The organism is Prochlorococcus sp. RS04 (assembly GCF_001989455.1).
GTDB lineage: Bacteria > Cyanobacteriota > Cyanobacteriia > PCC-6307 > Cyanobiaceae > Prochlorococcus_A.
The window spans coordinates 1,530,228-1,546,351 of sequence record NZ_CP018346.1 but is presented as its reverse complement, the minus strand read 5'-3'; the positions used below and the strand labels follow the sequence as shown (position 1 = coordinate 1,546,351).

At 30.3% G+C, this 16,124-nt stretch carries 28 protein-coding genes; 15 read left to right on the top strand and 13 right to left on the bottom strand.

The features are described from left to right. Positions 1 to 5 precede the first annotated feature (5 nt). Complete coding sequence (locus tag BS621_RS08540) at positions 6 to 410, bottom strand: MAPEG family protein (protein ID WP_077142524.1); 405 nt, start codon at positions 408 to 410, stop codon at positions 6 to 8. 374 nt (positions 411 to 784) lie between these two features. On the opposite strand from BS621_RS08540, the gene BS621_RS08535 reads away from it, so the two are divergent. Continuing rightward, a complete protein-coding gene (locus BS621_RS08535; protein WP_025970251.1) occupies positions 785 to 1,078 on the top strand; it encodes a hypothetical protein in 294 nt (97 codons plus the stop codon). Between the two features lie 9 nt (positions 1,079 to 1,087). On the opposite strand, the gene BS621_RS08530 is transcribed toward BS621_RS08535, so the two are convergent. Further along, positions 1,088 to 1,630, bottom strand: coding sequence for a PAP/fibrillin family protein (locus BS621_RS08530; protein WP_077142523.1), 543 nt, complete (start codon positions 1,628 to 1,630; stop codon positions 1,088 to 1,090). Between the two features lie 79 nt (positions 1,631 to 1,709). Here BS621_RS08530 and BS621_RS08525 point away from each other — a divergent pair, with 79 nt between their 5' ends. Further along, the gene (locus tag BS621_RS08525; RefSeq protein WP_077142522.1) at positions 1,710 to 1,994 is read left to right on the top strand and encodes a DUF1330 domain-containing protein; all 285 of its coding nucleotides are present in this window, start codon (positions 1,710 to 1,712) and stop codon (positions 1,992 to 1,994) included. A 137-nt stretch (positions 1,995 to 2,131) separates the two neighbouring features. Further along, entirely contained in the window at positions 2,132 to 2,311 is a 180-nt protein-coding gene (locus BS621_RS08520) for a hypothetical protein (protein WP_077142521.1), read from the top strand. Position 2,312: 1 nt separating this feature from the next. Here the strand turns inward: BS621_RS08520 and BS621_RS08515 are convergent, their stop codons facing one another. From BS621_RS08515 to BS621_RS08500, 5 genes are all read right to left on the bottom strand, one after another. After that, positions 2,313 to 2,495 (bottom strand): hypothetical protein, encoded by a 183-nt coding sequence (locus tag BS621_RS08515; RefSeq protein WP_025970253.1) that lies wholly within the window; start codon positions 2,493 to 2,495, stop codon positions 2,313 to 2,315. An 85-nt stretch (positions 2,496 to 2,580) separates the two neighbouring features. Continuing rightward, positions 2,581 to 2,715: a hypothetical protein gene (locus tag BS621_RS09740; RefSeq protein WP_257787466.1), complete on the bottom strand. Its 135-nt coding sequence runs from the start codon at positions 2,713 to 2,715 to the stop codon at positions 2,581 to 2,583. A gap of 86 nt (positions 2,716 to 2,801) precedes the next feature. Beyond that, positions 2,802 to 3,104 carry a hypothetical protein gene (locus BS621_RS08510; RefSeq protein WP_025970254.1) on the bottom strand — a complete coding sequence of 101 codons (303 nt, stop codon included), beginning with the start codon at positions 3,102 to 3,104 and terminating at the stop codon, positions 2,802 to 2,804. Further along, positions 3,105 to 3,287: a hypothetical protein gene (locus tag BS621_RS08505; RefSeq protein WP_225866698.1), complete on the bottom strand. Its 183-nt coding sequence runs from the start codon at positions 3,285 to 3,287 to the stop codon at positions 3,105 to 3,107. A gap of 85 nt (positions 3,288 to 3,372) precedes the next feature. Beyond that, complete coding sequence (locus BS621_RS08500; RefSeq protein ID WP_025970256.1) at positions 3,373 to 3,552, bottom strand: DUF2839 family protein; 180 nt, start codon at positions 3,550 to 3,552, stop codon at positions 3,373 to 3,375. Between the two features lie 238 nt (positions 3,553 to 3,790). On the opposite strand from BS621_RS08500, the gene BS621_RS08495 reads away from it, so the two are divergent. From BS621_RS08495 to BS621_RS08485, 3 genes are all read left to right on the top strand, one after another. After that, positions 3,791 to 3,973 (top strand): Nif11 family protein, encoded by a 183-nt coding sequence (locus BS621_RS08495; protein WP_011863077.1) that lies wholly within the window; start codon positions 3,791 to 3,793, stop codon positions 3,971 to 3,973. 85 nt (positions 3,974 to 4,058) lie between these two features. After that, positions 4,059 to 4,829, top strand: a complete 771-nt coding sequence (locus tag BS621_RS08490; RefSeq protein ID WP_077142519.1) for a PAP/fibrillin family protein — start codon at positions 4,059 to 4,061, stop codon at positions 4,827 to 4,829. A gap of 129 nt (positions 4,830 to 4,958) precedes the next feature. Beyond that, positions 4,959 to 5,273 carry a hypothetical protein gene (locus BS621_RS08485; protein WP_025923302.1) on the top strand — a complete coding sequence of 105 codons (315 nt, stop codon included), beginning with the start codon at positions 4,959 to 4,961 and terminating at the stop codon, positions 5,271 to 5,273. Between the two features lie 18 nt (positions 5,274 to 5,291). On the opposite strand, the gene BS621_RS09605 is transcribed toward BS621_RS08485, so the two are convergent. Next, positions 5,292 to 5,453, bottom strand: a complete 162-nt coding sequence (locus BS621_RS09605) for a hypothetical protein (protein WP_011818555.1) — start codon at positions 5,451 to 5,453, stop codon at positions 5,292 to 5,294. A 96-nt stretch (positions 5,454 to 5,549) separates the two neighbouring features. Next, positions 5,550 to 5,924 (bottom strand): hypothetical protein, encoded by a 375-nt coding sequence (locus BS621_RS08480; RefSeq protein WP_077142518.1) that lies wholly within the window; start codon positions 5,922 to 5,924, stop codon positions 5,550 to 5,552. A 179-nt stretch (positions 5,925 to 6,103) separates the two neighbouring features. On the opposite strand from BS621_RS08480, the gene BS621_RS08475 reads away from it, so the two are divergent. The 3 genes from BS621_RS08475 (at position 6,104) to BS621_RS08465 (ending at position 7,381) form a co-directional block, all read left to right on the top strand. Continuing rightward, positions 6,104 to 6,310, top strand: a complete 207-nt coding sequence (locus tag BS621_RS08475) for a hypothetical protein (RefSeq protein ID WP_077142517.1) — start codon at positions 6,104 to 6,106, stop codon at positions 6,308 to 6,310. Between the two features lie 281 nt (positions 6,311 to 6,591). Continuing rightward, positions 6,592 to 6,834 carry a hypothetical protein gene (locus BS621_RS08470; protein WP_025933639.1) on the top strand — a complete coding sequence of 81 codons (243 nt, stop codon included), beginning with the start codon at positions 6,592 to 6,594 and terminating at the stop codon, positions 6,832 to 6,834. Between the two features lie 127 nt (positions 6,835 to 6,961). Beyond that, on the top strand, positions 6,962 to 7,381 hold the full coding sequence (locus BS621_RS08465) for an OsmC family protein (protein WP_077142516.1): 420 nt from the start codon (positions 6,962 to 6,964) through the stop codon (positions 7,379 to 7,381). 627 nt (positions 7,382 to 8,008) lie between these two features. On the opposite strand, the gene BS621_RS08455 is transcribed toward BS621_RS08465, so the two are convergent. Beyond that, complete coding sequence (locus BS621_RS08455) at positions 8,009 to 8,392, bottom strand: DUF1499 domain-containing protein (protein WP_025926616.1); 384 nt, start codon at positions 8,390 to 8,392, stop codon at positions 8,009 to 8,011. Between the two features lie 856 nt (positions 8,393 to 9,248). Here BS621_RS08455 and BS621_RS08450 point away from each other — a divergent pair. Then, a complete protein-coding gene (locus tag BS621_RS08450; protein ID WP_011376589.1) occupies positions 9,249 to 9,497 on the top strand; it encodes a hypothetical protein in 249 nt (82 codons plus the stop codon). A gap of 83 nt (positions 9,498 to 9,580) precedes the next feature. Next, positions 9,581 to 9,727 carry a hypothetical protein gene (locus BS621_RS09600; RefSeq protein ID WP_167315824.1) on the top strand — a complete coding sequence of 49 codons (147 nt, stop codon included), beginning with the start codon at positions 9,581 to 9,583 and terminating at the stop codon, positions 9,725 to 9,727. Here the strand turns inward: BS621_RS09600 and BS621_RS08445 are convergent, their stop codons facing one another. After that, the gene (locus BS621_RS08445; RefSeq protein ID WP_077142514.1) at positions 9,728 to 10,513 is read right to left on the bottom strand and encodes a metal ABC transporter permease; all 786 of its coding nucleotides are present in this window, start codon (positions 10,511 to 10,513) and stop codon (positions 9,728 to 9,730) included. 17 nt (positions 10,514 to 10,530) lie between these two features. Between BS621_RS08445 and BS621_RS08440 the strand changes: the two genes are divergently transcribed. Then, positions 10,531 to 10,965 (top strand): Fur family transcriptional regulator, encoded by a 435-nt coding sequence (locus BS621_RS08440; RefSeq protein WP_011863091.1) that lies wholly within the window; start codon positions 10,531 to 10,533, stop codon positions 10,963 to 10,965. Positions 10,966 to 10,978: 13 nt separating this feature from the next. On the opposite strand, the gene BS621_RS08435 is transcribed toward BS621_RS08440, so the two are convergent. Then, entirely contained in the window at positions 10,979 to 11,749 is a 771-nt protein-coding gene (locus BS621_RS08435) for an ABC transporter ATP-binding protein (protein ID WP_077142513.1), read from the bottom strand. A 136-nt stretch (positions 11,750 to 11,885) separates the two neighbouring features. On the opposite strand from BS621_RS08435, the gene BS621_RS08430 reads away from it, so the two are divergent. From BS621_RS08430 to BS621_RS08420, 3 genes are all read left to right on the top strand, one after another. Next, the gene (locus tag BS621_RS08430) at positions 11,886 to 13,394 is read left to right on the top strand and encodes a metal ABC transporter solute-binding protein, Zn/Mn family (protein ID WP_077142512.1); all 1,509 of its coding nucleotides are present in this window, start codon (positions 11,886 to 11,888) and stop codon (positions 13,392 to 13,394) included. 77 nt (positions 13,395 to 13,471) lie between these two features. After that, on the top strand, positions 13,472 to 14,821 hold the full coding sequence (locus BS621_RS08425) for a CobW family GTP-binding protein (RefSeq protein WP_077142511.1): 1,350 nt from the start codon (positions 13,472 to 13,474) through the stop codon (positions 14,819 to 14,821). Beyond that, positions 14,809 to 15,882: a WD40 repeat domain-containing protein gene (locus BS621_RS08420; RefSeq protein WP_077142510.1), complete on the top strand. Its 1,074-nt coding sequence runs from the start codon at positions 14,809 to 14,811 to the stop codon at positions 15,880 to 15,882. Before BS621_RS08425 ends, BS621_RS08420 begins: the two co-directional genes overlap by 13 nt. A gap of 17 nt (positions 15,883 to 15,899) precedes the next feature. On the opposite strand, the gene BS621_RS09595 is transcribed toward BS621_RS08420, so the two are convergent. Beyond that, on the bottom strand, positions 15,900 to 16,055 hold the full coding sequence (locus BS621_RS09595; protein WP_198025624.1) for a hypothetical protein: 156 nt from the start codon (positions 16,053 to 16,055) through the stop codon (positions 15,900 to 15,902). Positions 16,056 to 16,124: the final 69 nt, after the last annotated feature.

Here is a 16,124-nt window from a genome sequence, read left to right as displayed (position 1 = left end):
ATAATTTATATCAATTGATTTAAGCCCTCTTTGTAAAGCAAAAGTGTTGTAAAAATACCTGAGGCCCACATTAAACCTCTAGCTGTGGGGATATTAAATACATATGCACCAATATATAAAAAACGAAAAATAGGATGAATCAATGCTGCAATTATTGCAATATTAGAGTCAGTTAAAGTCATCAAACAAAGAAGACATGCGGGTGCATGTAGTGAAATACTTTCCCAACAATTCTGATGACACCAAACTGCTCTTTTTCCAAAAGAAGGTAATTCATCGAATAAAGCCCTTGGAGCAGACATATTTTCAACAGAATATCCCGCTTTAACTCTCCCTATAGTTAATGGAATAATTGATAATAAAACAACACCAACTGATAGACAAAGGCTCCAGGCAAAAGCTACTTGCATATGATTTAAATATTATTATTAGCTTAATAATTGAAGTTCGTTATCGTGATAAATGAAAAATCATAACCATAGATAAAACTTTGCAAAAAATGCTGTAATTTATGTTAAAAATCTTTTATGGATATTTCAAAGATAGTTTTAATTTTTGCCATTAGTTTACTAATATATTTTGCTTTTCTGTTTTTAGGATTTTTTCTTAAGAATAAAAATATAAAGGCCCAGAATCTAAAAAAAGAAGAATAGATTATTAATTCCACAAAAATTTACTATTTTTGCAATATTTTTATATCTTTTTGGATATATTTCATGGAAATAAAATTTGATCATAATAATAATAAGGGATATTTGAAATTCAATAAGACAGTTGCTGTTATATGAAAAAATTTTATAAATTTCTTAAAAGTTTTATATTTATATCACTTTGGCTTATTTTATCCTCATTTTTAACCCAATATTGGAATACCTTTCATTGGGAATATATTTACTTAAATTTCAGAATTATATTTGATAAAGAATTTTGGTTTGTTGTAGAAAAAATTCTTTTAGGATTTGATATTGGTTACTGGTTAGAAGAAGCATTAAAATTCTTAAGTTATGAAATACCTAAAGAATCATTTAAATATTTACCAATTTATTTCGTATTAAAGTCTATTTGGATAAAGAATTAATTTATATTTCTAATAGATTTTAATAAATTCTTTAAAATTATTGAATAAAGTCGGAGAATTTATTTTTCTTAAAACAAATAAAGTTCCTTTATCACCTCTGCAAATTCTAAGATTATTACTTAAATAAGTTATCTCTAACCACCCTAATTGTTCATTATTAATTTCTTTCATAACCTTTATATTTTTTCTTCCAAATTTAGGACCTATAACACCAGCATGTGTAAATTTGACCCCAATTTTTTTTTCATTAATGTAATTAAGTCTTATTAAAATACCAGTACCAATAATTGATCTTATTCCTCTAGGTTTAAGTAAATTAAGACCATTTAAATTAAAGGGATCAAGAATTTGAAGGTTATCAATGAGAGGAGAATATTTTAAAAAAGGACTATTAGAACTACTCCACCTGAGCTCCCAAACACCCTGCAAATCATTTCTATCTTTGCTAAAGGAAAAATTATGATCAATTTCAAGTTGTTCGGCAATATTACGTATACCCTCTGAATTTGGAGATTTAAGAAGTAAATTTAATAAATCACTTTCGGTTTCCATTTAATAAAAGCTGGAGTATATAGCTAAGGATAAATACTTACCTCCATGTGCTATATTCTACCCAGAATATGTTGATTTGATGACAAAGAGCTATTGGCTTAAGAAAATTTCAATTCCAAATGCTGATTTATTTCTGGAATATATAAGGACAGTATTGCCTTGGATTAAATCTGTGGGAGGAGTAATAGTAAAAAGAGATTTAATACAAGAATCAACCTCAAATGAATGGGATGGAGGGCAGCTTGGATTAGTAATTGAATTCGAATCAAAATTTGCTGCTAAAAAAGCATTTTATTCTGAAGTATTTCAAAAATATCTGCAGTCTAGAGATTTAATGGAACTAGTTACTATAAGTACTTTTTAAAAAAATCAACCCATATCAACCTCACACAATCAACTTATAAGTATTTATTACTATTAAATTATTTATGTAATATTTATAACTTCACCAGCAATAGCATATTTTGCAAAATTTAATTGTAAAAGTAATTCGTTAATCAAATGAACTATTCAACAGAAAAGGACGATTATTTGATGACAACTCCATATACAAAAAAAATTCAGCAAAAATTTGAAAAGGTTAAATCTTTTTTAGAGCAAAATGGATTTAATCCTTCATCAGAGAGCTTAATGCAAGATATTGTTAGCTCAGAAGATTATATTACTAAAAATGGCTTATAAATTATCTGAATATATTCAGAGTCCTTAAATAATAAAAACCGCCTATTAGAAAAGGTAATAATATTCCAATAAACAAAAATATGGATTTCTTTGATTCGCCTTCTGATATGGGATTAATTTCTGGTTCAATTGCAAAACCATTTTGTCTACCACCGCTTTCGGTTGTATAACCTTTTTTATTCATAAGAAAAATAATCTAAGCAGATTATCTCATGTAAAAACTTATTTAAAAAAATTTTTTACATTTAGAATTAAACTAATTTTAAAATCTAATAATTGATTTCAATCTGAGATTTCAATTTGGCAGCTTTTTTTAAAAGACCTACAACTTCCTTACGGCCAGTAGCAAACTCAGCCCTGTTAAGTAATTCGCTATATTTTTTTGTGATTTCTCTATGGTTCATTTTGGTTATTATCTTATATAAATTATAAAGTTACTAAAAAAAGTTTTTGTATAAAAGATATCAAAAAAGAGTTTAAGTACCTTTACCTATTTAAACCAACCTTTTTTCTTTGGTTTAATCTCTTCTTTAATAACTTCTTTTTTTCTCCCAAATAATCCCTTTTTTTGGACTGTTAAATTCTCTTCAACAGGTTTAGATTTTCTGTTAAATAAGCCTTTTTTAGGTTCTTTTTTAATTGATTCTTTTTTGTCGGAAATCTTTGTTTTTTTAGGATTTGATTTTGAATTTTTGGGTTTGCTATCTGCAAATAAAGTTTGATATACAAAAAAACCAAAAACAGCAAAGAAGCCTAATGCCTGTACTAGAGCAGTTCCAATATTATCAAACATTTAGGCCTCAACTTTGTATAGTGATTCTTTTTTCGCTTCTATACATTTTTTATCATCAGACAAGCATTCAATTTCTGCCTTCTTCTCAGTGTGAGAACTGCAGCCACCTGCATTTGCATTAGATGTTGAAAACAAAGTTAGTACCCCTAAAATTAAGGCGCATGAGGTGTTAATCGGTTTCATGAGTTTTATTTTTATTATGGAAAAATAATTTCGCAATTGCGAAGATAATCTTCTCTTCTGCTAAAAGTATCCCCTTTTTATATATCTATTTGTAGTAATTAACTAAATCGATAATTAATATTGCTAGTAATGAAAAACCTAAAATGAAAGGTAAATAAGGATATTTATTTAAAATTTTGTTTAGTTGATTTTTCGATATTTGTTTTTCCTTTTTCTTTTCTCTAGGTGGTAAGCCTAACTCTTCCCTTCTCTTAGCTTCTCCCATAATTTTTAAACTATTTAAGACTATTTTATACACTTAGCAAAAGTAGTGTATTGTTCTTGTTTTAAATTATTAACGGTTAATTTAATTTAAATTTTGGATATATTAAAAATATATAAGAAAAATTTCATGATAGAAGTGGTTTGGTCAGTAAATATAATGATTGCAATTCTTATTATTGGTGTTGCCTGGGTTCTTTATTACATATTTACTTATGATCAAAAATTTACTTCCTAGATAAATGTCAGATAAAGATCTAAGTAATTTTCTAAAAAAAATAGAGCAACTTAATCAAATTGCTGAGCTAATAAAAAATAATCCTAGTAAAAAGTTATCCCTTTCAAAATGCAAGAATCATGATGAAGTAATTAGATTAACCACTGAATGGGGTTTTGATATTGGTAAAAGGTGGGGAGAATATTAATTGATTTTATTACCAGCATTATTAAAATTGCCATCAACTTCAAATTAAATTCCTAAGATTAATCAGTATTTCTTGTATTGTAATTATGAAAGAAATTGGAGAGATAAAGTCAAATATATATAAAATAGCTGCTGTTACAGATAGAGGGCAAAGATTAAATAAATTAATTTCTCCTATGTATGAGGAAAAAGCTAATGAAATGGATAAATTGATTGATGCTCTTAAGGATTTTAGTTTTGAAATGTCAGAAGAATTATTGTCTGGAGAGTGGGAATTGATTTTTTCTAATGTTGAATTATTTCGAAGTTCTCCTTTCTTCCTTGCTATTGAAAAGGCATTAAATGATGAATTTAAAAGTAATCTTTTTTTTAAATTACATCAATTGCAAGTAGGATCCTTTGGCATATCAACTATTGGGAGAATTGCTCAAAAGATTGATTTTGAAAAAAAAGAATTTATATCTACTTTTGACACTACAATATTTGGGCTCACAACAATTCCTATCTTGGGTTGGTTCAAACTATTGCCTACTTTTGGTGGAAGAGTAATAACCGTAGCAAGTGATTTAGTTTTAAGAAATAATTTACTTGATATGAACTTACAAAAGACAAAAGTTTCCAAAGTTGATGGACTTAATAAGATTCCATTATTTAGTGAATTACTTATGGATAGATGGTATCCAGTTAAAGAGGTATGGAATAAGTTACCTTGGAATAAAGAATCGCCAAATTGCCAGGTTTCAATTGTATATTTAGACGATGAAATGAGAATAATGCAGGATATGTATGGGTCTATTTTTATTTATATAAGGCCTTCAATTTCCATGTTGAATTCAAATACAATCTCTAATGGTTAACTAAAACACTGAATAATAATTTTGTAATTAAAAAAAAACCATCAAAAATTTATTTTAAAGATTAATTAATAAAAACATCTCACATCTTAAATACAAATAGGTTATGTTCATTATGAACATTTTTTTATTATGCTTAGAAATCAAGAAAAAAATTCAGTTGTTAGAGGAATATTCCTAATAGGAGGTTGGGGCTTAGGTCTAGACAGATTCTACGAAGGAGATAAAAAAGGTGGCTTTTTATCAATCATTGGTTGGAGTATCACATTTTTTAGCTTTATATTTCTTAAATGCTCAGGTTATGAATATGTTGAGGGTGTGAAAAATTATTCAAATTATTCCCCTAACCCTTTAATAGTATTACCTTTACTGGCAGGAGCATATGGTGGCTTTCTAATAATTAAGAAGGCATTTAGATTAGCAAAACAATTTGAGAATGCTGAATAATACTACCAGCAGTTAAATTCAAGATAATAATCCTGATCCTTTTAAATAAAATTTAAATAAAAGAATCACTAAAAGGTTTACTATTGCTAAGGCTACTAAACCATTTCTGTTTTTTACATCTAATTTTTTGACTAAATTAGAAAGATAAACTACTGGATTTTCTGGCTCTTTATTATCCAAATTTTTTTTAAATATTAATTTGACAAGAAAATATCACAGTTTCATTTGAAGAATCAAAATTGTAAAGATGAATATCCAAAAAGAAATAAATAATTTTTAACCCATAATTCCTGCACTTCTTAAAAACGCTTTACCCATATTGCCAATTACAAAAAATAGAGACAGATTAATTAAAAGGACTATTAATAATGCCAACATTTTATAGTTTGGATTAGTTGAAATGCCATCAAATCCATTATTAAGAAATCTTTTAAAAAGTGATTTGTCAATTTTTAGTTTTTGTTGTTCAGAATCAAGTTTTACTTTTTCTTCTGAAGAATCTTGATTACTTGCTTTCTCTAGAAATTCTGTAAATGCCTTAACATTTTCTTCTTTTTTATTCCCCTCATTAAGATCTTTATTGTCTTCATTCAAATTGGGGAACGATTCGATTGAATTATTTTCCTCAGGATTAAGTTTTGAATCTTCCAAATTAATAGTAAATGCTAGGAGTATATTACACCATAAAAAAAACCCACTCGATCAATTGAAGAGAGGGTTAGCTAAGGTTAAAGTTCTTAATTTAATAATAATTTATTTTAATTAAATTTGCGGTTGTAGCATAATGAAGTTTTAAATTAGATTATATTCAAGGTAATATTTTCGTACATATGTTAGATGCAAATACTAAAAAAGCATGTAAAGATGATCCCTCAATAAGAGATATTAAAATTAGAAATATAGAACATGCTATTGAACAAGCAGAATTGATTATAAAAGAATCAAAAATGAGCCAAGAAGAATTAATCTTTTTAAAAAGAAAAATATCGGACTCAAGACAAGATTTAGAGATACTTTATTTAATGAAAATTCAATGAATATAAATTTGTTAATCTTTAAAAGGATTGAATTTATACAAAGAAAATTAATTTGTATATTTGAAGACTTATAAAGTTTAAAGGGAATGTAATTATTTGTATAAAGGTTCTAGTTATGTCTAAAAATAATCTATATATACCTTTAAAGGTTGTTCCATACATCTTCATTTCAATTACTGCCATAGCAATAACAGCAGCTACGTATGTAATTACTTAGTTCTATAAGCTATGTAAAGTTTTCAGATATTAAGTAAATTAAAATATTGGTAATAACTAATTGTATGAATAAATTCAAAATAGCAATTTTTACAATATCAATAATCATATTTTCCCTAATTGGGATTAAAAAATTAATTTATATAAATCAAGTTAAAGATATAAAAAATAAAGAAGAATCATTCTTAAATGAATCTATACGTGTTTTAAATGAATGTTTCGATCTAGAAAATAAAAATAAAAGAACTCTTAATAAATCAATTGAATTAATTGAGTATTGCTTAGAGGAATATGGATATAAAAACTGATTTCAAAACTTGAATGATGAATTTCCTTAATACTCCACTAATATGCAAATAAAAAATTTCTCATCAATAATCTTGTTATGTTCCATAATTTTTTACTAATAATATTTTCCTAATTTAATTTTTTAAAATGACTAAAGTTAAATGTTCTTATTTAGGAAATTTAAACTGTGAGGCTATTCATCTACAATCTGGAAGTCTTATTAGAACTGATGCACCTTTAGATCACTGCGGTAAAGGTGAAAGTTTTTCTCCAACTGATTTATTAGCAACATCTCTAGGTACTTGCCTGCTAACCATTATGGCCATCAAAGCTAAATTGAAAGGATTTGATTTGAAAGGTATATATTTAAATATTGAAAAAGTAATGACACAAAATAGCGAGAGGAAGATAAAAGAACTAATAATAGATATTTTTATACCAAAGAACACTTCTAATGAAACTATTGATTTTTTGAAAAAAGCTTCCAAAGAATGTCCAGTCACAAGAAATTTATCTCAAGAAATAGATATTAAAATTAGTTGGCATAATTATAAATCTCAAACATAGTAATTACATAAAAAATAATGAAATACTTTATTGGAATAATCCTTCTTTTATTTGGAATATATATAATGACAGACTTGGCATTAAAGACTAGGTATACAAGAAAAAGACTTTCAAAAGGAAAAAATAAATCCTATAAATTTTAATATTGCAGATTAAAGAAATAGATTTATTTTTGTACTGAGAATTAAGGCATATTTTAGTTTTATTTTTTTACTATTTTTTGGTCAATCAAACTAATCAAAGGGATCATGAAATTTACATTTATTCCAACAGTGCACCATGTATAAATAATAAAAAAAAATATTTTTATAAATAAATTAGGGGGTAAGGTGAAAAATATTTTGAAAAACCCTCCAATGAATAATACCAATATTCCAATTTGCAAAAGACCTTTGATTATCCATTTAACTCCAGTTTTTTTAATATTTATATAAAACCAGAAAAAAACAAAACTAGATAACAATAAATATATAAAATTTATGATCATCTTTTCAGAGAAAATCTAATAAATTTGCCATTATTCAAGGCATGATGACAATTATCACTTTTTTATCTGCTAATTTTTTTTAAAAATGGAAAAGTTATACAAAAAACAATAAAAATAAAATTTTTTTTAACTTTTTTATCTTAAAACATTTTTGATTTTAGTAAATCAACTCTTTTTTGATTCACTCCCAAATCACTTTCTCCAACTCTTGATTCTGATCTTATTGATAAGATGTTTGATTCAGGTAGAAAGGATACTTCTAAGTCGTCTACATACTTCATCCATTTACTGGTTGCCTCAGCATGAAGATAATCGCCATCTATTTCTACAATCTCAGTTCTTGGAGTGTTTTCGATAAATGTTTTAATCTCTTCAAAAGGTTTCTCAATATTGTTAACCTCCCATTCTTCGCGTACACAATGAGCGATCTCTACACAAGGTTTTAGTTCTACATGTGAGGCAAATGATGAAGAAGGGAATAAAAAGCTTGAACAAATTAAAATTGCTAAAAAAAGTATTTTCATTAACAGAAATATTTAACGAAGCATAATCTAACGAATTAAATTACTAATTTGTAATGACGTATCTAATTATTTTGGAAGAAAGCATATATGTTTTTATATTCAGAATTTAATATTTATTTCTAATAACCCAAAAAAAAAGACCCCTCAGAGAGAGATCTTTTTAAAATTGATTTAAATCAAGTGTTTCCTTGTTTCCACTGAAATGAATCAATTCCTCCTACACACAAACTTAATATCACACTTAATTTCAAAATATGTAATGCCTAATAGACCTCTATCTTAACTGTCACATCGCAAAAAAATACAAAAAGTACTCAAACATTGCAGTTGAGTACTTTTAAAGTTATCAGAAAAAAGTGTGTGAGGAGTTTCTGATGTATTTAATTTACTCCGTAGGTAATTTAAAAGGCTACAGTATAAATTACTAATTATTTAAATCTTTCAGAAAAATTGGGCGTTGATGAAAAAAATAATCAAAAACATAAAAAATTAATGAAAAGCATTTACAAAAAAATCATTTTTCTTATTTCGGCAATTGCTCTTTTTTCAGTAATAGTAGGTATTGTCAAATATTCGCTTACTTATATTGAAAATAATCCCGAAAAATACTTACCTACACAAAAGTAAGACAAAATTAAGTATAAATTCACTTCAAAAAATCTATAAAGTGTCTTAAATATGTTCTACGTAGACAGCTTGAGTCATGAAAATCAAAAATACTTCAGTTCTTAATCAGAATAATATTCATTTAAGTCAATTCAAAAATAAGCATAAATATCAAATACTTGAGAATTACTGGAAGAAAAGAAAGAAAGAATGTGAAAAAAATCTTTCAAAATTTTGCTAACCGATAATTATGAATTTTATTTTTTCTTTTTTATTAGCATCTGTGATGTGGGTACAAGTTCCACAGTGGGAAGCTGACTGGTCAAAATGTGCTGTAGATGTTCCCGATTCTTCATGTCACTGGTACGTAGCTGCTCCCGATAATACGTTTGGTGAAGGATTTAATTGGGAAAACGCTCCTTGGTTTGATGCTAATGGATTACAAGATGTAGCTAAAATTGAGAAAGAATCTGTAGTAGAAAAACTTCAAAATAACTAAAGTTTCTATTTCATCAATTAACTTTTAAAAGTATTTAAATCTATTTGCTTAGTGGTTAACTTTTGATTAATTAAAAAATTTTTATGCGTTTCAAAGTAAGTCTCAAAAAAAATGGAAAGGAATTTGATGAAGTTGTTATAGCTAATAATAAAAAAGAGGCTATGGAATTAGCTTTAAAAAACAATCCAGAAGCTCAAGCATTGAACTCTGATTGGACATTTAAGATTTAATTATTTACGAAGTTTAGGAATCAAAAGAGATGCGACACAAATAACACTAATTGCAGGTCCAGGCGACAAATTAAAGACTATAGAGAGAATAAAGCCCAAAAGTGAGATACATAATCCAAAAAATGAAGACCTCATCATTGCAATTCTTAAACTATGAGCCTTATTAAGCCCTAACAGTGTTGGGGTAGAAAGAAGAGCAATAACGAGAATTACTCCCACTGCTGACATTGAACTTACAATTACTAATGCCGTTGTTAAACTCAAAGCAAGATTCAATAAAGAAACGTTTATACCGCTCGCGGATGCACCTTCTGGATCCAATCCCACATAAACAACTTTTTCATATCCAAAAGTCATTAAAAGTATAAATACTAAAAAAGCAATAATTGTTCTCAGTAAATCTCCAAAATTTGCTGTCAATAAATCGCCAAATAATACTGCCTCCAAATCAATCCTTATTCCGAGTAAAGGGATTATAAGGACCCCAAATCCAAGCATTCCAGCGAGAATAGTATTCATAACTGCTTCATAATTTTCACTTTTTCTATTAGTTAAACTTTCCGCAATTACTGAGCCCAGAAGACCACTTATAACACCACCAATTGAGGGGTGAATTCCAAGCGCTAATGCGAGAGCAAGTCCAGGCAACACACAATGAGAGATTAAATTAACTTGTAATAATCTCTTATGCGTGATTAATACAGTTCCCATAGCTGGGCATAAAATCCCAGAGAATATAGTTATTATTAATGGAACCAGCCACCAGTTGTTATTAATAAAAGACATTATTCGAATGATTCGGTATGATCAAAAATACGGGACAAAAAAAGATTTCGGAAACAATGGTAACTAAGTCTGACATTACCAAAAGACAAGAACAACTTCTTGAAGAACTTAATAAATGCGAGGATGAATTGACTGGTCAAGAGTTGCATAGACAATTGATAGAAAGCGGAAAGGCTATGGGACTGACGACTGTTTACAGGAATCTTCAAGTTCTGATAAAGCATGGCTTAATACGTTCTAGACATCTCCCAACTGGAGAGGTTCTTTACACTCCCGTAGATAGAGATATTCATCATTTGACCTGTGTTCAATGTGGTGAGACATCAAAAATGGAAGGATGCCCGGTAAAAGATATTCATACACCCAAAACAAATCCAAAGAAATTCCAATTGTTGTTTCATACCCTGGAGTATTTCGGGCTTTGCCAAAACTGTTATCAAGCTCAGAATTAAAAAGTAACATTCTCTAATCACAGAAATTATTTTCGTTTATAGAGCTAATGTTTATTGCTTCTAATTTATCTTGTATTTGGTCAGGACTACCAACTGCCAAAACACTTTTATCAAGAACGATTACTTGATCATAGTTATTTAAAGAATCGCCCCAATCATGGCTACTTACGAGCAAAGAAAGTCCGGCATCGGCAAGTTGACGAACAATTTTAAGAAAATCCTCCTTCGCAGGTGGGTCCAAAGCTGCACAAGGTTCATCTAAAAGAAATATTTTTGCCGGGGACATAAGAGTTTTTGCTAATAGAGCTCTTTGCTGCTGTCCTCCTGAAAGAGAATCGAGTCTTCTATTCGCCAAACTTGCAATGCCTACTCTCTGCATTGTCGCCTCTAATTCACAACATTTATTAATCCATGAATTAGGATATGCTAGAAGAGTCTTAATTTGAAATGGGTTATTACTTCTTGATTTTGAATACTTTATTTGACCAAGAGATATCAATTTTTCAACTGTGATGGGGAACTTCCAATTCATAGAACTTCTTTGAGGCATAAGTGCCACAAGAGCTCTAGATCTATATAAATTTTCACCATCAATTTTTATTTCGCCTTTATCTGGAGTATTTTGTCCTTGCAAAATTCTCAAAAGAGTTGATTTACCTGCGCCATTTGGGCCAACTAACGCTGTTAGAGTTCCAGGTTTAATCTCAACCGATACCTTATTCAAAACTGGCTTACTTTTTTTTGAGTATGCAAAGGTTAAATTTTCAGCGACTAAAGTAGCCATTAATTAATCTTTTAAAAAAGTCACTTTACAAGCTTACCAATAATACAAGTTGCGTATTATTTTCATAACATTTGATACTTTTACTTGCTATGTATAATGAAAATGATTATCATTTTTAAGTATTTAATAATTTTTTATGTCAATTTTGAAAAGACTTTTAACAAATAAAAAAAATTCAAGTAATTCAATAATCAAAAATTCCGTGATAGCAGGAACAATAATATTTTCTGGTTTTGGGCAGGATGTTTTGGCTAAGGAAAAGTCTTACGTAGCAGTAGAACCACTAGTTTGTGATTTAGTTAAATCAATTGCATTACCTTCAGACGAGGTTACATGCTTAGTAGATAGAAAGCAGGATGTTCATGACTTTAAGATCAATCCAAGACAAGCTCAATTACTTAATAACGCCGATAAAGTATTCACTCTTGGTAAAGAAATGACTCCAAGTATGAGAAATTGGGAAAGCAAAAAGCAAACAGTTGTTATAGGTGTTAGCGCAATAGAAGTAGATGACCACTCTGATCATTCGGGACATGATGATCACGCTGAACATTCAGCTAAGGTAGATAACCACTCTGATCATGGAGGTCATGACGATCACTCAGATCATGGTGGACATGATGACCACGCTGAAGGAGCTTTTGAATGGGCAGGTAAATTCCAGTTATCTAAAGGATCCTACAAATGGTCATTCGCAAAAGTTGATGGCGAATATGCAGATCCTGCAATGAAAATGGTAATTCTAAAATCTAATGACATAGAGGGATCGGAAGATTTAGCTAAAGAACTATTAGGATCTAGATTCTCAACAAAGAGAAATAATAATGGGACTCTTACAGCAAGTAATAAAGCTTTTGTGCTTAACTTTGATCAACGAAAAGAAAGCACAGTTTTCAACGTGGAAATTAAAGAAGATGGTCAATATACATTCTTTACTGAACACATGCCTTTTGAGTTTGAGGCAAATGAGCACTTTTTTAAAGACGCATTGAATAGTGATGTAGAGCCGATAGCACAAGTACCAGATGAAGGAGAGGGGCATCATCATCATGATCATGGAGGACTAGATCCTCATGTCTGGCATGATCCTCATAACATTATAAAAATGGGAAACATTATAAACGAAAGTTTAAAGAAGGATGCTTCTAAGAGAAGCATAAGAAAGCAAATTAATGAAAGATTTGAAAAGGCTGATTCTATCTTGGAAGACTTGGATAGTTGGATCGTCGAACAAGTAGGCTCCATTCCTGAGGAGAACAGAGTAATTGTGTCTAAACACAAGGCGATGGAATACTACGGTGATGCTTTTGGTTTTGAAACCATTAGTTTACTTGACTTTCTTGGAGACTCCTCAAGCTTAAGACCGGAAAATATAAAGTCTGTACTTAAAGAACTTAAAGAAGATAATGTTTTGGCTCTTTTCCCAGAGCAAAAACCTGCTTCCAAACTGTTAAGAAATCTAAGCAGACAAAGTTCTATTCCTATTTCTCCTGATCAAATATTTGTTGATGGATTGATGATGGATGGTAATACTGTTTCAGTAGCTGTTCACAATACTTGTACAATTGTTGATTCATTAGGTGGAAGTTGTGATAAAGAATCTGGCTCCAATCTTGAGTCTGAATGGTACAAACTTTCAGATTAAATTTTTCTAATAAAAACGGTTTTCATTTTTTATTATTACTATTATTAAACTATTGTTTATATAGTAAAAATCAGTAAATGAGCATCAAAGATAAAGTTCCCGTAACCATCCTCACTGGCTTCTTAGGTTCAGGGAAGACTACTTTGCTTAATAGAATTTTAAGTGAAGAGCACGGGAAAAGAATAGCCGTAATAGAGAATGAATACGGTGAAGTAGGTATAGATCAAGGTCTCGTAATTAATGCCGATGAAGAAGTATTTGAGATGTCAAACGGGTGCATTTGTTGTACTGTTCGCGGTGATTTAATAAGAGTCCTTGGCAACCTTATGAAAAGAAGAGATAAGTTTGACTATGTTTTAGTGGAAACTACAGGATTAGCAGATCCAGGCCCAGTTGCTCAGACTTTTTTCATGGATGAAGAGATTAGTTCTGAATTTACTCTTGATGGAATTGTGACTTTAGTTGATGCTGCACATATTGATCAACAGCTAGGCAGGAGTGAAGAAAGTTCAGAACAAGTGGCATTTGCAGATGTTCTTGTCCTTAATAAAACTGATTTAGTCTCTGATGATGCATTAGATACCCTTGAATCAAGATTGAGAGATATGAATCGAATGACTCGCATTATTAGAGCCGAGAATGCCAAAGTACCAATTGAAACAGTCTTAAATCTAAGTGCATTTGATCTTGATCAGATCCTTAAACGCAGGCCAACATTCCTTGAACCAGAATATCCTTTTGAATGGACAGGTGTTTACGATCTTGATGCAGGTAAATATGAATTAATGCTAGAAGAAGGACCCGATCCAGAAATGTCCTTAGTAGCCCTCGCTAACCAAGGAGAGAGTGAAGAGGAACTTAAAGATGGTGCTGAATCCTCTGTGAGACTTTATGCAGAAAAAGCTAATAGTTTAGATCCTGGAAATACTATCCCATATGGAGAACATATAAATCTCAAATTGGAGGATAAAGGAAATAAATCCTTCATCCTGAACATAGAAAAACCAACAAAAATAGGTTTGTTTACACAGCATACTGCTGAAGAATTCAATATGAAAGTCATTAAAAGTGGCGAAAATAAAGAGATTCCATTTAATACTGAAAGATTCTGGCAAGCAGAGCACGAACATGATGATGAAGTAGGCTCAATTGCTATAGAGCGTTTTGGAGATGTTGACCCAGAAAAACTAAATACTTGGATGGGAAGACTTCTATCAGAAAAAGGAGTGGATATATTCAGAACTAAAGGTTTCATAAGTTACTCAGGTAACCCAAGGAGAATAGTTTTCCAGGGAGTTCACATGTTATTTACTGCACAACCTGATAAAGAATGGGGTAACGAACCTCGTAGAAATCAACTTGTTTTTATCGGTAGAAATTTAAATGAGAAAGAGATGCAAGAAGGCTTTGATAAATGCCTGATATAGAACCATTTAGCCCAAGAGGCATGTTCCATGAAGGATGGACTGCTGAAGTTAACGATTACGCCATAGCATGTGGTTGGGCTCTTAAAGGAAAACAATTTATTGTTGGTGACGTAGCAGGTGGTATTTTTGCATTCGAAGGAGATACTGGAAAAATTATTTGGAAAAAAGAAAATACTCACTCTGGTGGTCTACTAGCAATGGCAATTCATCCAGAGGGTGAAATTTTTGCATCATCAGGTCAGGATGGAAATGTTCAAATTTGTAATTGCCATGAAGGTAAAGTTATTAAAACACTTGATCTTGGCAAAGGTTGGGTAGAACACCTCAAGTGGTCTAATGACGGTTTATTTCTTGCCATAGCTTCCTCAAAAAAAGTATATGTTTTTAATGAAATTGGTGAAGAGAAATGGATCTCGGAAGACCATCCGAGCACAGTAAGTGCAATAACGTGGTCAAATAAAAATGAGCTAGCAACTGCTTGCTATGGAAGAGTGACATTCTTTGACATAGTTAATAATAAAACGAATCAAAAACTCGAATGGCAAGGATCATTGGTATCTATGGAATTAAGCCCCGATGGAGATATAGTCGCCTGTGGGAGTCAAGACAATTCTGTTCATTTTTGGAGAAGATCAACAGGAATGGATGCCGAAATGACTGGATACCCTGGTAAACCAAGTCATCTTTCTTTTGATGACAGCGGAAAATTATTAGCAACTAGTGGCAGTGAAAGAATTACAGTTTGGAGCTTTATAGGAAATGGTCCAGAAGGGACTATGCCAGGAGAGCTATGTCACCATACAGAACCCATTTCGAGCCTAGCCTTTTCAAATAAAGGTATGCTCGTAGCCTCAGGATCTAGGGATGGTTCTGTTGTCGCAAGTTTCCTAAAGAATGACGGCAATGGTGATCCCGTTGGGGCGGCATTCGCTGGAGATTTAGTAGGGGCAATATCTTGGAGACCTGATGATTGTGCACTTGCAGCAGTTAATGCAAAAGGTGTTGTAAATGTATGGAAATTTAAAGTTCGTACTAACCTTTTTTCAAAGGGATTTAAGTAAAAAGTAGAAATTTATAATTACCAATAGTTGGCTTTTAAATGTCTTTCCATACAAATGACCTCACAGTCATTATCTATTCCTTTTGGGTGAATATCGCAATATGAGAGACATTGAAAATATTCATCTACAGGATTAGATTCATCAGTTTTACTAACTTCTTTCGACTGCTTCATAAAAGATAACCTCAATTATTTAAAATTAAGATAGTCGAATTAAATATCAAAAGAAATAAGCAAAACTTA

Coding starts and splice junctions, on each gene's coding strand:
- BS621_RS08535 (WP_025970251.1), top strand. CDS start 785: ATGAAAAAATTTTATAAATTTCTTAAAAGTTTTATATTTATATCACTT.
- BS621_RS09600 (WP_167315824.1), top strand. CDS start 9,581: ATGCGTTTCAAAGTAAGTCTCAAAAAAAATGGAAAGGAATTTGATGAA.
- BS621_RS08450 (WP_011376589.1), top strand. CDS start 9,249: ATGAATTTTATTTTTTCTTTTTTATTAGCATCTGTGATGTGGGTACAA.
- BS621_RS08435 (WP_077142513.1), bottom strand. CDS start 11,749: ATGGCTACTTTAGTCGCTGAAAATTTAACCTTTGCATACTCAAAAAAA.
- BS621_RS08490 (WP_077142519.1), top strand. CDS start 4,059: ATGAAAGAAATTGGAGAGATAAAGTCAAATATATATAAAATAGCTGCT.
- BS621_RS08440 (WP_011863091.1), top strand. CDS start 10,531: ATGATCAAAAATACGGGACAAAAAAAGATTTCGGAAACAATGGTAACT.
- BS621_RS08495 (WP_011863077.1), top strand. CDS start 3,791: ATGTCAGATAAAGATCTAAGTAATTTTCTAAAAAAAATAGAGCAACTT.
- BS621_RS08510 (WP_025970254.1), bottom strand. CDS start 3,104: ATGTTTGATAATATTGGAACTGCTCTAGTACAGGCATTAGGCTTCTTT.
- BS621_RS08520 (WP_077142521.1), top strand. CDS start 2,132: ATGAACTATTCAACAGAAAAGGACGATTATTTGATGACAACTCCATAT.
- BS621_RS08425 (WP_077142511.1), top strand. CDS start 13,472: ATGAGCATCAAAGATAAAGTTCCCGTAACCATCCTCACTGGCTTCTTA.
- BS621_RS08470 (WP_025933639.1), top strand. CDS start 6,592: ATGAATAAATTCAAAATAGCAATTTTTACAATATCAATAATCATATTT.
- BS621_RS08455 (WP_025926616.1), bottom strand. CDS start 8,392: ATGAAAATACTTTTTTTAGCAATTTTAATTTGTTCAAGCTTTTTATTC.
- BS621_RS08445 (WP_077142514.1), bottom strand. CDS start 10,513: ATGTCTTTTATTAATAACAACTGGTGGCTGGTTCCATTAATAATAACT.
- BS621_RS08515 (WP_025970253.1), bottom strand. CDS start 2,495: ATGAATAAAAAAGGTTATACAACCGAAAGCGGTGGTAGACAAAATGGT.
- BS621_RS08430 (WP_077142512.1), top strand. CDS start 11,886: ATGTCAATTTTGAAAAGACTTTTAACAAATAAAAAAAATTCAAGTAAT.
- BS621_RS09740 (WP_257787466.1), bottom strand. CDS start 2,715: ATGAACCATAGAGAAATCACAAAAAAATATAGCGAATTACTTAACAGG.
- BS621_RS08505 (WP_225866698.1), bottom strand. CDS start 3,287: ATGAAACCGATTAACACCTCATGCGCCTTAATTTTAGGGGTACTAACT.
- BS621_RS09595 (WP_198025624.1), bottom strand. CDS start 16,055: ATGAAGCAGTCGAAAGAAGTTAGTAAAACTGATGAATCTAATCCTGTA.
- BS621_RS08420 (WP_077142510.1), top strand. CDS start 14,809: ATGCCTGATATAGAACCATTTAGCCCAAGAGGCATGTTCCATGAAGGA.
- BS621_RS08540 (WP_077142524.1), bottom strand. CDS start 410: ATGCAAGTAGCTTTTGCCTGGAGCCTTTGTCTATCAGTTGGTGTTGTT.
- BS621_RS08485 (WP_025923302.1), top strand. CDS start 4,959: ATGCTTAGAAATCAAGAAAAAAATTCAGTTGTTAGAGGAATATTCCTA.
- BS621_RS08465 (WP_077142516.1), top strand. CDS start 6,962: ATGACTAAAGTTAAATGTTCTTATTTAGGAAATTTAAACTGTGAGGCT.
- BS621_RS08530 (WP_077142523.1), bottom strand. CDS start 1,630: ATGGAAACCGAAAGTGATTTATTAAATTTACTTCTTAAATCTCCAAAT.
- BS621_RS08525 (WP_077142522.1), top strand. CDS start 1,710: ATGACAAAGAGCTATTGGCTTAAGAAAATTTCAATTCCAAATGCTGAT.
- BS621_RS08500 (WP_025970256.1), bottom strand. CDS start 3,552: ATGGGAGAAGCTAAGAGAAGGGAAGAGTTAGGCTTACCACCTAGAGAA.
- BS621_RS08475 (WP_077142517.1), top strand. CDS start 6,104: ATGTTAGATGCAAATACTAAAAAAGCATGTAAAGATGATCCCTCAATA.